At 72.4% G+C, this 12,214-nt stretch carries 10 protein-coding genes; 1 reads left to right on the top strand and 9 read right to left on the bottom strand.

The genetic code is table 11. The features are described 5' to 3' along the window. Position 1: 1 nt before the first annotated feature. From ELQ39_RS27040 to ELQ39_RS27030, 3 genes are all read right to left on the bottom strand, one after another. The gene (locus ELQ39_RS27040) at positions 2 to 1,714 is read right to left on the bottom strand and encodes a flavin monoamine oxidase family protein (RefSeq protein WP_190004254.1); all 1,713 of its coding nucleotides are present in this window, start codon (positions 1,712 to 1,714) and stop codon (positions 2 to 4) included. A 38-nt stretch (positions 1,715 to 1,752) separates the two neighbouring features. After that, a complete protein-coding gene (locus tag ELQ39_RS27035) occupies positions 1,753 to 2,541 on the bottom strand; it encodes a carbon-nitrogen hydrolase family protein (protein ID WP_242594400.1) in 789 nt (262 codons plus the stop codon). A gap of 147 nt (positions 2,542 to 2,688) precedes the next feature. Beyond that, positions 2,689 to 3,597: an NAD(P)-dependent oxidoreductase gene (locus ELQ39_RS27030; RefSeq protein WP_337663025.1), complete on the bottom strand. Its 909-nt coding sequence runs from the start codon at positions 3,595 to 3,597 to the stop codon at positions 2,689 to 2,691. A gap of 84 nt (positions 3,598 to 3,681) precedes the next feature. On the opposite strand from ELQ39_RS27030, the gene ELQ39_RS27025 reads away from it, so the two are divergent. Further along, positions 3,682 to 4,053 (top strand): winged helix-turn-helix transcriptional regulator, encoded by a 372-nt coding sequence (locus ELQ39_RS27025; RefSeq protein ID WP_242594399.1) that lies wholly within the window; start codon positions 3,682 to 3,684, stop codon positions 4,051 to 4,053. 198 nt (positions 4,054 to 4,251) lie between these two features. Here the strand turns inward: ELQ39_RS27025 and ELQ39_RS27020 are convergent, their stop codons facing one another. From ELQ39_RS27020 to ELQ39_RS26995, 6 genes are all read right to left on the bottom strand, one after another. Next, the gene (locus tag ELQ39_RS27020; protein ID WP_242594397.1) at positions 4,252 to 5,469 is read right to left on the bottom strand and encodes an MFS transporter; all 1,218 of its coding nucleotides are present in this window, start codon (positions 5,467 to 5,469) and stop codon (positions 4,252 to 4,254) included. 100 nt (positions 5,470 to 5,569) lie between these two features. Continuing rightward, entirely contained in the window at positions 5,570 to 7,750 is a 2,181-nt protein-coding gene (locus ELQ39_RS27015; protein WP_242594395.1) for a bifunctional polysaccharide deacetylase/glycosyltransferase family 2 protein, read from the bottom strand. Further along, complete coding sequence (locus ELQ39_RS27010; RefSeq protein WP_225626834.1) at positions 7,750 to 8,451, bottom strand: hypothetical protein; 702 nt, start codon at positions 8,449 to 8,451, stop codon at positions 7,750 to 7,752. The genes ELQ39_RS27015 and ELQ39_RS27010 overlap by 1 nt, the downstream gene beginning before the upstream one ends. A gap of 82 nt (positions 8,452 to 8,533) precedes the next feature. Then, a complete protein-coding gene (locus tag ELQ39_RS27005) occupies positions 8,534 to 8,986 on the bottom strand; it encodes an Lrp/AsnC family transcriptional regulator (protein ID WP_033275118.1) in 453 nt (150 codons plus the stop codon). A gap of 10 nt (positions 8,987 to 8,996) precedes the next feature. Next, complete coding sequence (locus ELQ39_RS27000; RefSeq protein WP_190004247.1) at positions 8,997 to 10,475, bottom strand: amino acid permease; 1,479 nt, start codon at positions 10,473 to 10,475, stop codon at positions 8,997 to 8,999. A 245-nt stretch (positions 10,476 to 10,720) separates the two neighbouring features. After that, positions 10,721 to 12,163 carry a GuaB1 family IMP dehydrogenase-related protein gene (locus ELQ39_RS26995; protein WP_242595664.1) on the bottom strand — a complete coding sequence of 481 codons (1,443 nt, stop codon included), beginning with the start codon at positions 12,161 to 12,163 and terminating at the stop codon, positions 10,721 to 10,723. Positions 12,164 to 12,214: the final 51 nt, after the last annotated feature.

Here is a 12,214-nt window from a genome sequence, read left to right as displayed (position 1 = left end):
GTCAGTCCTCCGGGAGTTCGACGGGCGCGATCTCGTCGTACAGGTCACCGGGGCCCGGGTTGGACGGGTCGGTGGCGCCCCCGAGCTGGTGCATCACGCCCCACACCGCGTTGAGCGCGGTCTGCACGGCGCCCTCGGCCCAGCCCGCCGTCCACGAGATGTCGTCGCCGGCGAGGAAGATGCCCCGCTTGTCCTCCGGCAGCCGGTCCTGCATGAAGTGCGTGAACAGCCGCCGCTGGTAGCGGTAGTGGCCCGGCAGGTTCGCCTTGAACGCGCCCATGAAGTAGGGCTCGTTCTCCCAGGAGACGGTCACCGGGTTGCCGATGATGTGCTTCCGGATGTCGACCTTGGGGTAGATCTCGCCGAGCGACTTCAGCATGACCTCCATCCGCTCGTTCGCGGACAGCGGCAGCCACTTCAGACTGTCGTCGCACCAGGTGTAGGACAGGCAGATGACCGCGGGCTTGTCCGGGCCGTTGTCCAGCAGATAGGTGCCGCGGGTCATACGGTCGGTGAGCGTCATCGACATGACGTCCCGCCCGGTCGGATTCCCCCTGTCGTCGACGGCCTTGTCCAGCCAGAAGGGACGGTCCACGGGCACGAACAGCTTGGAGCTCTCCATGTAGTGGGTGCGCTCGATCGCGGTCCAGTGGTCGATCGGGAAGAGCGAGTCGTCGCAGTCGATCTTCGACAGCAGCATCCAGGACTGGGCGGTGAAGATGGCCGCACGGTACGTACGGATGTCACCGCGGGCATCGGTCACGGTGATCCGGTTCCCGGCGGTCCGCCCCAGCCGTGTGACGGCGGGCCGCGGCTCCCCGTCCACGTGCAGCGACTTCAGCGAGGTGCCGTACGGCCAGTGGACGATCTTCTCGGGCTCCCGCTCCCACAGCCGCAGCGGCAGCTGCTGCGACCCGCCGACGATCCCCCGGTGGTGGTCGTCCGCCTCGGTGTAGACGACCCGCAGAATCTCCAGGATCGAATTCGGGAAGTCGGTGTCCCATCCCCCGGTCCCGAACCCGACCTGCCCGAAGATCTCCCGGTGCCGGAAGGACTTGAAGGCCTCCGACTCGCACAGGAACCCGTAGAAGGTCTGGTTGTCGAGCTTTTCCACCAGCCGCGACCAGATCTCCCGGATGCGCGGCACGTCCCGCTCGCGCAGGGCCCGGTTCATGTCGGAGAAGTCGGCTCCCTCCTCCAGACACCGCGCCCAGGCATCGGCCACGTCACGGTAGACCTGCGGCAGATCGTCCATCGTCTCCGCGTAGTGCGACTCGCCCTTCAGGTCGACGACGGTCGAAGGGGTCGCCTCGGCCAGCGGATTCGGGAAGGGCCGGGTCTCCAGCCCCACGAGGTCGATGTAGTGCTGCAGCGCCGTGGACGACGGCGGGAACCGCATGGCGCCCATCTCCGCCGTCAGCGACGGGTCGCACCCCTCGAACCCGACGGTCCGCAGCCGCCCGCCGATCCGGTCGGCCTCGTACACGACCGGCTTGAGTCCCATCTTCATCAGCTCGTAGGCGGCGACGATCCCCGACAGCCCACCGCCGATGACGGCGACCTCGGTGCCGTGCTCGGTGGCCGGCACCTGCCCGATCCCGGCGGGGTGGGCCAGGAAGTCGTCGTACGCGTACGGGAAGTCAGGGCCGAACATGGTGATCGGCGGCTGCTGCTCGTCGGCGTGCTCGACGGCGTTGGGCACCGTGGACGTCATGGGGTACGGACTCCTTGCAGTGATGGAACCAGGGAGGATCAGACGAGGGACCCGTAGAGGGGCGGCCGGCGGTCCCGCAGATACGGGTTGGCCTCGCGGGACGCGGCGAGAAGCACCGGGTCGACGTCGGCGAGGAGCAGTTCCTCACCCCGTCCCGCGCGGGCGCGGGCGACCCCGTCGGGCCCGGCCAGCGTGGACAGTCCCACGAACTCGAACTCGCCCTCCGGGCCGACCCGGTTGACGTACGCGATGTACATCTGGCTCTCGAAGGCGCGCACCGGCACGACGGACTCGGCGACGAACTGGTACGGGTGCAGCTGGGCCGTGGGCACCAGCAGCAGGTCGGTACCGGCGAGCGCGTGGGCGCGGACGTTCTCCGGGAACTCCACGTCGTAGCAGATCATCAGGCCGACGGTGAGGCCGTGCAGCTCGGCCTGCGCGACGGTGTCCTGACCCGGGGTGAAGTGGTCGTGCTCGAAGCAGCCGTACAGGTGGGTCTTGCGGTAGTTCGCGAGACGGACGCCGTCGGCGGCGACGAGCTGGACGGAGTTGTACACCGCGTCGCCGGCCCGCTCGGGGTAGCCGTAGGCGACGGCGAGACCGTGCCGGGCGGCGATCTCGGCGACCGCGTCCGCGGCGTCGCCGTCCTCCGGCTCGGCGAGGCGGCCGAGGTCGTCGCCGATGGCGTAGCCGGTGAGGAAGAGCTCGGAGGTCACCAGCAGATCCGCGCCCGCCGCGGCCGCGCGGGCGGCCACGTCGTCGAGAGCCTTGAGGTTCTCGACGACGTGGCCGGGGTGGCCGGAGCTCTGGAGCAGGGCGGTGCGCATGCGTGATCCTCACCGGAAGGGCGGGGGGTTGGGGGTCACCCATGAAGGTACGGTCGCGTGCCTGCGCCGGACAAGAAGAAGCCGTTGCGCACCGGTGCGCCGATCGTTGCGCGTGGAGGGCCGATCACGGCGATTCGTTGCACGCGATCAGCGCGCACCCCGGATGCTGTCGATGATGCGGGTCCAGTTGTCGCCGCCGTGCCCGTTCTCGATCGCGCGCCGGTAGTGGCCCTGCACGGCCAGGGGGAGCGCGAGGTCGAGACCGAGTGACCTGCTGGTCTCGACGATGTGGTCGGACGTGGCGCCCATCATGGTGACCGTGCTGAGATCGCCTGGATGCTCGCCGGCGTCGAGCGCGGAGCCGGGGTTCTCCTCACCGGCCCGCAGGATGTCGCCGGTCGAGTCGGCGGACGCCAGCAGCTCCGGCAGCGCTTCCCGCGCCTTCATTCCCACGGTGCCCAGCATCGCGGTGGCGTGCATCAGCCCGGAGAGGGTGGTGAGGAACACCGCGAGCTGGGCCTGGTACATCATCTGGGCGGCACCCGGGTCCTCGCCCAGATACTTCGGTGTCCCCAACAGCGCCAACGCCGCCCGGTGGCTCTCCAGCACGCGTTCAGGGCCGCTGTAGTAGACGAAGGCCGCCTCCGTGCCGACCATCGGCGCGGGGACCATGACCCCTCCGGTCAGGAAGGCGGCCCCGTGACCGGTCGCCCAGGCGGCCGCCTCTCGCGAGCGGTCGGGGGTGTCGGAGCTCAGATTGACCAGGGTCCGGCCGGCGAGCGAGGCGGTGGCGCCGCCGAGGATGTCGTACATCGCCTGGTAGTCGGTGAGGCTGAGAATCACGAGGTCACTCGCCTCGACCGCCTCCCCAGGCGTGGCCGCGGGCTTCGCTCCGTCGGCGACGACGGCGTCGGCCCGGCCGGCGGTGCGGTTCCAGACGGTGACGGAGCGGCCGGCGGCGAGCAGGGTACGGGTCATGGCCTGCCCCATGGGGCCGAGCCCGATCACGGTGACGGAGCGGTCGTCCTTGCGGGTGCTGTTCTCTCGTTCGTTCACCCCTCCATGGTTCGACGGCGTCACTACCCTGGGAAGTACCGACTTTTTTCTGCGGTACTTACCTTTTCGTAAGGGGGATCGGTGATGGCGAAGGCGCCGAGAACGGGGCCGTACATCTGCGGCATCGACGCCGCGCTCGACGTGGTGAGCGGCAAGTGGAAGGGCCTGATCCTCTGGGAGCTCGACGCCCACCGGGTCCGCCGCTTCGCCGAGCTCCGCCGAGGTCTGCCGGGGGTGAGCGAGAAGATGCTGACGCAGCACCTGCGGGAGATGGAGGAGGACGGTCTCGTGCACCGGGAGGTGTACGCCGAGGTGCCGCCACGGGTGGAGTACTCCCTGACCGAGTCCGGACGCGCACTGAACCAGGCCCTCGCTCCGCTCGGCGCCTGGGGCACCGAGCGGATGCGGCGCGAGGGCTTCACCACGGTCGACATGCCCGAGACCTCGCACGGGTGACCGCCGGCGGCCGCCCACGGCGAGGAGGGGGCGCGGCGGGGGTGGGCGCCCGCAGCGGCCGGCGCGTCCACGCCCTGTGCCCCTCCCGGCGACCCGGTCGCGCCGGACCGAGGACGGCAACCCCCGCCGCGACCCCACACTCCCACCGACCATGGGCACTACGCCGACCTCACCGGACGGAACCCCGCGCCGCAGGCGTCACACCTCAGCCCCCACCCGCCCCCTCCGCCGCACGACGGCCGACCCCACCGCCAGCCCCACGGCCAGCACCACGTACGGCACCGCCGACACCGCGAACGCCGCACCGTGCCCGTGGCCCGACGCGATCACCGCGTACCCCGCGAACACCGTCAGCGTCACGACCTCCGTGCCCAGCCCCGCCACCGACGTCAGCGTCGCGCGCCCCGTCGACTCGATCCGGTGCTGCAGGCGTGCCTCCGCCAGCACGGTCGCCGCCTGGAACGCACCGAACGCCACCGCGACCAGCAGCAGTCCCGCCACCGTCCCGGCGACGGCGCCCACCGCCAGAGCGAGGCCGCCCCCGCCCAGCAGCACAGCGAGTGCGCCCGTGCCGAACCGCTCCCCCTCCCCCGCCAGCAGGCTTCCTGCCGTGGCCCCGCCCCAGATCACCAGCAGCACCCACGGCACGGCCACATCGGCGGCCCCCGCCTCGCGGACCAGCAACGGTGTGTACTCGTCCAGCGCACCCCACACCGCCGCCACCGCCGGCACCAGCAGCAACGCCCCCCGCACGGACCGGTCCCGTCGAGCCTCACCCAGACCGGCCCGCATAGCGACGACCCAGCCCCTACGCTCCGCGGCCCGCGCCCTCCGGTGGTCGGGAAACCTCAGCGCGGTCAGCGACGTCAGCAGGCACACCAGCACACTCGCCGCTCCCACGGCCGCATGTCCGCCCCACGCCAGCACGGGCCCGGCCAGCCCCATCGCCGCCATCACGGCGGCCAGCCCCGCCGCCCGCGCCCGCCCCAGCACACGCGCGTACCGGTCGGAGGCCCCGCCCCGCTCCAGCTCGTCGTAGACGAGGGCCTCCAGCGCACCTGAGCACAACGCCCCGCCGGTCCCCCACAGGACGAATCCCACCGCGAAGGCGGCGTACGACGGCACGAGGATCCACAGCGCGAACCCTGCGCCCGTCAGCAGCGGACCGACGACCAGCAACAGCCGCCGTGACACCGCGTCGGCCCACGCCCCGGACGGCACCTCCAGCACCACGGCGGTGACGGACCACAGGGCGAACAGGGACGAGATCTGCCACACGGACAGCCCGGCGTCGCTGAACAGCAGCGCGTACACCGGGTACAGCAGAACGAATTCTTCGAAGAACGAGTAGCCGTACAGCGTGGTCGTCAGCCGACGCACGCGCACGTCGACGGCACGCGTGGGCGTGAGAGTCATGAGGCCTTCCCGTAAGGGCGGTTCGGACACCGGACGCTGAGGTCGAACGGCGCCCGCGGCGGCCCTCGGGAGGCACTACGGCTGCATCAATGTCGCCAGGTCATACTCCTGAGGGTAGTCCCCCGCCCCTCGGCGGCACCACCACATTCCCCTTTCGCTTCAGGCGCTGCCATGGCAGCCGGTACCCGCTGAGCGCGGTCAGGCAGGCCTGCAGCAGCACCAGGTACATCACCTGCCGGTACACGACCTGCTGCACGGGCAGCGCCCACAGTGGCCGCAGCGGCTCCCCGTCGAGACGGAAGGCGTACGCGGCGCACACCCCCTGCACCGCCAGCACCCCGCACCACGCCAGCAGCGTGAGTGCCGCGTTCCCGAACACCAGCCCGTACAGGGTCAGCAGGTCGATCAGCGGGGCGAGCAGCGGCGTGAGGATCTGGAACACCGCCAGCAACGGCAGTCCGACCCTCCCGAACCGCCCGGCGTGCCCCCGTTCGACGAGGGCGTGCCGGTGCTTCCACGCGGCCTGCATCGTGCCGTAGCTCCACCGGTACCGCTGGCGCCACAGCTGTCGCAGCGACCCCGGCGCCTCGGTCCAGGCGACGGCGTGCTCGGCGTAGCGCACCTCCCACCCGGCCCGGTGCAGGGCCATGGTGAGGTCGGTGTCCTCGGCGAGCGTGTCCCCGCTGAGCATCCCGGCCTGGCGCAGGGCCGAGACGCGGAAGGCCCCGACGGCGCCGGGCACGGTCGGCATGCACCGCAGCAGGTCGTACATGCGCCGGTCGAGGTTGAAGCCCATGACGTACTCGATGTGCTGCCAGCGGCCGAGCATGCCGTGCCGGTTGCCGACCTTGGCGTTGCCCGCGGTGGCGCCGACGGACGGGTCGGCGAACGGCTCGACGAGGTGACGGACGGTGGAGGGCTCGAAGACGGTGTCGGCGTCGAGCATCACGACGACGTCGTGCGAGGCGCGCAGCACACCGGTGTTCAGCGCGGCGGCCTTGCCCCGGTTGGGCGTGCGCACCACGGTCACCCCGGGCAACCGCAGCGCCTCGGCGGCGTCGGCGGTGCCGTCGTCGGAGCCGTCGTCCACGACGACGATCTCCACCGGGTGGTCGCTCGCGACCAGCGACCGCAGCGTCTTGCCGATGCAGACGACCTCGTTGTACGCGGGCACGACCACGCTGACGGGCCTGGTGACGGGCGGCCCCGGCCCGGCCCGCGGACGCCGGCGCGCACGCCGCGCGTGGCGGCGGGCCAGGCCCAGCATCGCCACGCACCGCGCCAGCACCAGCCCCCCGACGACCAGCAGCAGCGCGCCCAGCACGGACACCGTCGTCCCCGACACGGTCACGGCGGTCACGAACACCCACCCCTGCCACCGCTCCGCGGTGCCGGCACCGCCCATGAGGCGTTCGACGCCCACGAGCCCGGCGACCGTGGAGAAGCGGTAGCCGTCGGCCTTGAGTCGCGGCACCAGCGTCTCCAGCGCCCGCACGGTCTGCGAGCGGTCGCCTCCGGAGTCGTGGAGCAGCACGATCGTCCCCCGGCCGGGCACCTCGGGAACGGCCGCGTCGGCGATGGCCCGGGCGCCGGGCCGGCTCCAGTCGCGGGTGTCCTGGTCGACGAAGGCCAGCACGTACCCCTTCTCGCCGAGGTGCCGGGCGACGGTCCAGGAGGGGCCGTCCAGCGAGCCGGTGGTCGAGGAGTACGGCATCCGCACGAGCGAGCTGTGGACGCCGGCGGCCCCGGCGAGGGCGAGCTGGGTGAACGCCAGCTCCCGGTCGACCGCGTCCTCGGACTGGGTGGCCAGGTCGGGGTGGGAGAAGGTGTGCACGCCGATCTCGTGTCCCGAACGGATCAGGTCCCGTACGAGGTCGGGGTGGCGGGCGGTCTGCCGTCCGGTGACGAAGAAGGTGCCGGGCACGTCGTGGCGGTCGAGGACCTCGCGGATCCGGGGCGTCCACGCGGGGTCGGGTCCGTCGTCGAAGGTCAGGACGACCGTCCCGGCCGGGGCGCGGTAGGTGCGCGGCGGGTCGTGGCCCGCGTCGACGACCGGTCCCCCCTCCGCGACCTCCCGGGGCACGCCCGCCCCGCTCCGGCCGGCCCGCTCCCCGCGGCCCTCCTGGTCCCCGGCGAAGCCGCGGGAGGTGTAACCCTCGACGGCGAGGACGGAGACGACGAAGGCCAGCAGGACCAGCGGCACCACGATGCGGAACCAGCGCCGCCGCGGCCCCGGTGTCGCGGACGGTGGACCGGCCGGGCGGTGCGGTCGCCGCCGCATCAGGGGGTCCCGGCGGCCGGCGGGTCGTCGGGCTGGGAGGCGCCGGGGTTCTCGGACGGCGCCTCGGGCGTGGGCTGCGGCGTGACGGGCGGCTCGGGCGGGTTGTCCGTGCCGGGCCCGGACGGCTCGTCGGTGCCGGGCGGCGGCGCCTCGGAGTCACCGCCGTCGCCGGGCGCGGACGGCTCACCGGCGCCCGGTTCCTGCGGCTCCTCGGGTGCACCCGGCTCCTCGGCGTCGCCGGGCTCCCCGGTCTGCTCCGGCCCGTCCGTGACCTCCACCCCGCCCGGCTCCGGCGGCTGCACCGGCACCCCGGCGACGCTCCCGGGATCGGCGCCGGGCGGCAGCAGCAGCGCGCCCGCCGGGTTGTCCCCGGCGCCGGCGATCAGCGGGACGACCGGCATACCCGGCCCCGCCCCGGCCCCGGCGTCCTCGGGTGGACGCGCGTCCCCCTCCGCGTCCGGCCGCAGCGGCGCCGTGGGGGTGGCCTCGCCGGGCAGCGGCGGCAGCAGGGCCTCCGGGGCGAACGGGGTCGCCCCCATCAGGCTCAGCGCGAGCACGCTCAGATAGCCGGCCGCCAGCCCGGCGGCGCCGTATCCGGCCCGCCGCAGCAGCCGGGCCCGCCGGCCGGAGGCGTCGACGAAAACCGGATCCGGCCCTTCGGGCTCACCGGTCACCGCACCGGAATCGGAGGGCTGCCGCATATGCCCCAGATTACGCCGATTCAGTGACCCTCACGCGGGGACGACTCACCGAGTACGGCGGGACTCACCCGCTCCGCACGGCCTATGTCGGCGACCCCGACGAGAACCGCCGCAGCAACGGCGACAGCACCAGCACGGACTTGGTCCGCTCGACGAACGGTTCGCCGGCGATCCGCTCCAGCACCCGTTCGAAGTGCCGCATGTCGGAGGCGAAGACCTGGGCGACCGCGTCCGCGTCCCCGGTGACCGTGGACGCGGCGACGACCTCCTGGTACCGCTCGAGCCCCCGCTGGATGGTCTCCGGAGAGGTGTTGCTGCGGCAGTAGATCTCGACGAACCCCTCCGTCTCCCAGCCGAGGGCGGCGGGGTCCACCCGCACGGTGAAACCGGTGATGGCCCCGGTCGCGCGCAGCCGGTCCACGCGCCGTTTGACGGCGGGCGCGGAGAGGCCGACGAGCTGGCCGATGTCCGCGTAGGAGCGGCGGGCGTCCTCGGCGAGGGCGTGCACGATGCGTTCGTCGAGATCGTTCAGCACTGCGGGTCGTTCACTTCGCTTCCGACGGGGCGGGGGCGGCGAGCCGGGAGCGGCGGTAGCCGTAGAGGAAGTAGAACACGAGCCCGACGGCCATCCAGACACCGAAGACGACCCAGGTGACGGTGGACAGGCTGCCCATCATCCACAGGCAGAAGCCGAAGCCGAGGGCGGGCAGCAGCGGGGACAGCGGGACCCGGAAGGAGCGCGGCATGTCGGGGCGGCTGCGGCGCAGCACCACCACGGCGACGTTGACCAGGGCGAAGGCGAAGAGGGTGCCGATGCTGGTGGCGTCGGCGAGCTGGCCGAGCGGGACGGCGGCGGCGAGGACACCGCAGAACAGGGAGACGATCAGGGTGTTGGCGCGGGGCGTGCCGGTGCGCGGGCTGACCCGGGCGAACACCTTGGGCACCAGTCCGTCGCGGGACATGGCGAACAGGATGCGGGTCTGGCCGTACAGGACGGTGAGGACGACGCTGGCGATGGCGACGACGGCACAGAACGCCAGCAGGGTGCCCCAGAAGCTCTGGCCGGTGACCTCGCGCATGATTTGGGCGAGGGTGGCCTCGGAGTCGGTGAACTGCCGCCACGGCTTGGCGCCCACGGCGACGGCGGCGACCAGGACGTACAGCGCGGTGATGATCGCGAGGGACAGCAGGATCGCGCGGGGCAGGTCGCGCTGGGCGTTCTTGGCCTCCTCGCCTGCGGTGGAGGCGGCGTCGAATCCGATGTACGAGAAGAACAGGGTGGCTCCGGCGGCGCTGACGCCGGCCATGCCGAGCGGCATGAAGTTCTCGTAGTTGCCGGAGCGGAAGCCCTGGACGCCGATGGCGCAGAACAGCACCAGGGCGCCGATCTTGACGAGGACCATCACCGTGTTGGCGCGGGCCGACTCGCGGGCGCCGCCGAGCAGGAACGCCATGGCCAGCATGACGACGATCAGCGCCGGCGCGTTGAAGACGCCGCCGTCGCCGGGCGGGGCGGACAGCGCGGCGGGCAGGGTGACGCCGATGGTGCCGTCGAGGAGTTCGTTGAGGTACTCGCCCCAGCCGACGGCGACGGCCGCGACCGAGACGCCGTACTCCAGCATCAGACACCAGCCGCAGACCCAGGCGATCAGTTCGCCCATCGTTGCGTACGCATACGAGTACGAGGAGCCGGAGACGGGGATGGTGCCGGCCAGCTCCGCGTAGGAGAGGGCGGAGAAGAGGGCCGTCAGACCGGCGATGACGAAGGACAGCGTGACCGCGGGTCCGGCCTTGGGGACGGCCTCGCCGAGGACGACGAAGATGCCGGTGCCGAGCGTGGCGCCGATGCTGATCATGGTCAGCTGCCACAGCCCGAGGGAGCGGCGCAGGGTGCCGCCCTCGCCGTGGCCGCCCTCGGCGACCAGGCGTTCCACGGGCTTGCGCCGCATCAGACGCATACCCACGCCTGAGGAGTGCGGGGCGGCGGGACCGCCGTTGTGCGGGGGTGCGCCATGGTCGAGCACGCGCTGACTCCTTGATCGCTGCCGGGCTTCCGCGGCCGGGGACCGACGGCGCCCCGCGACAGCCGGGACCCGTCGAGCGGGGTCCCCGCCACACACGTACAGCGCGTAACCCTACGAGGTTCTTCGTTGCTGCTGAAATGCAGCAACCTTGCGCACCACCGCAAGATCATTGCGTTCCTCGAGGTGAGGCGGGTGTTCGTTGCGCCGGCCGTGTGGGCCGTTCCACACCCGCCCCACCGGACGGGTCAGCTCCAGCTGGCGTGCAGCGGCTTGCCCTCGGCGTAGCCGGCCGCGCTCTGGACGCCGACGACGGCCTTCTCGGCGAACTCCTCCAGCGAGGCGGCGCCCGCGTAGGTGCAGGAGGAGCGGACGCCCGCGATGATCGAGTCGATCAGGTCCTCGACGCCGGGGCGCTCCGGGTCGAGGAACATGCGGGAGGTGGAGATGCCCTCCTCGAACAGCCCCTTGCGGGCGCGGTCGTAGGCGGACTCCTCGGAGGTGCGGTTGCGCACGGCGCGGGCGGAGGCCATGCCGAAGGACTCCTTGTAGGGGCGGCCGTTCGCGTCGTGCTGGAGGTCGCCCGGGGACTCGTAGGTGCCGGCGAACCACGAGCCGATCATCACGTTGGACGCGCCGGCCGCGAGGGCCATGGCCACGTCGCGCGGGTGGCGGACGCCGCCGTCGGCCCACACGTGCTTGCCGTACTTCTTCGCCTCGGCGGCGCACTCCAGCACGGCGGAGAACTGCGGCCGGCCGACGCCGGTCATCATCCGGGTGGTGCACATGGCGCCGGGGCCGACGCCGACCTTGACGATGTCCGCGCCGGCCTCGATCAGGTCGCGGACGCCCTCGGCGGAGACGATGTTGCCGGCGACGACCGGCACCTGCGGGTCGAGCCCGCGCACCAGCCGGACAGCGTTGATCATCGACTCCTGATGGCCGTGCGCGGTGTCGATGACGAGGGTGTCGATGCCCGCGTCGAGCAGCTGCTTGGCCCTGCCGGCCACGTCGCCGTTGATGCCGACGGCGGCGGCGATGCGCAGCCGTCCCCGTGCGTCGGTGGCGGGCGTGTAGAGGGTGGCGCGCAGGGCGCCCTTGCGGGTCAGGATGCCGGCCAGGCGGCCCTCGGCGTCCACGGCGGGCGCGTAGCGGCGGTTGGCGCCGTCGAGGGTGTTGAAGGCCTCGCGCGGGTCCATGCCGGCGTCGAGGAGGAGCAGGTCCTTGGACATGACCTCGTCGAGCTGGGTGAAGCGGTCCACGCCGGCCAGGTCGGCGTCGGTGACCACGCCGACCGGACGGCGCTCCTCGTCGACGACCACGCCCGCGTTGTGCGCCCGCTTGGGCAGCAGGGACAGGGCGTCCGCGACGGTCTGGTGCGGGGCCAGCACGATCGGGGTGTCCAGCACCAGGTGGCGGGCCTTCACCCAGGAGACGACCTCGGCGACGACCTCGATCGGGATGTCCTGCGGTATGACGACCAGTCCGCCGCGCCGGGCGACCGTCTCGGCCATGCGGCGGCCGGCGATCGCGGTCATGTTGGCGACGACGAGCGGGATCGTGGTGCCCGTGCCGTCGGGCGAGCTGAGGTCCACACCCTGCCGCGAGCCGACCGCGGAGCGGCTCGGCACCATGAAGACGTCGTCGTACGTCAGGTCGTACGGGGGCTGGATGTCGTTGAGGAAACGCACGTGCTGCACATCCCAGTCGATCAGAGGTGGCCCCCGGACAGGTCAGCCAGG

The sequence above is a fragment of the Streptomyces sp. GB4-14 genome (assembly GCF_022696125.1).
Classification (GTDB): domain Bacteria; phylum Actinomycetota; class Actinomycetes; order Streptomycetales; family Streptomycetaceae; genus Streptomyces; species Streptomyces werraensis.
Note: the sequence above shows the minus strand (reverse complement) of the source record. Positions and strands in the feature narration are given on the sequence as shown.

What these genes read in the sequence shown, in the direction of transcription:
- ELQ39_RS27025 (WP_242594399.1), top strand. Translation starts at nt 3,682, where the DNA reads ATGGCGAAGGCGCCGAGAACGGGGCCGTACATCTGCGGCATCGACGCC.
- ELQ39_RS27035 (WP_242594400.1), bottom strand. Translation starts at nt 2,541, where the DNA reads ATGCGCACCGCCCTGCTCCAGAGCTCCGGCCACCCCGGCCACGTCGTC.
- ELQ39_RS27020 (WP_242594397.1), bottom strand. Translation starts at nt 5,469, where the DNA reads ATGACTCTCACGCCCACGCGTGCCGTCGACGTGCGCGTGCGTCGGCTG.
- ELQ39_RS27040 (WP_190004254.1), bottom strand. Translation starts at nt 1,714, where the DNA reads ATGACGTCCACGGTGCCCAACGCCGTCGAGCACGCCGACGAGCAGCAG.
- ELQ39_RS27010 (WP_225626834.1), bottom strand. Translation starts at nt 8,451, where the DNA reads ATGCGGCAGCCCTCCGATTCCGGTGCGGTGACCGGTGAGCCCGAAGGG.
- ELQ39_RS27015 (WP_242594395.1), bottom strand. Translation starts at nt 7,750, where the DNA reads ATGCGGCGGCGACCGCACCGCCCGGCCGGTCCACCGTCCGCGACACCG.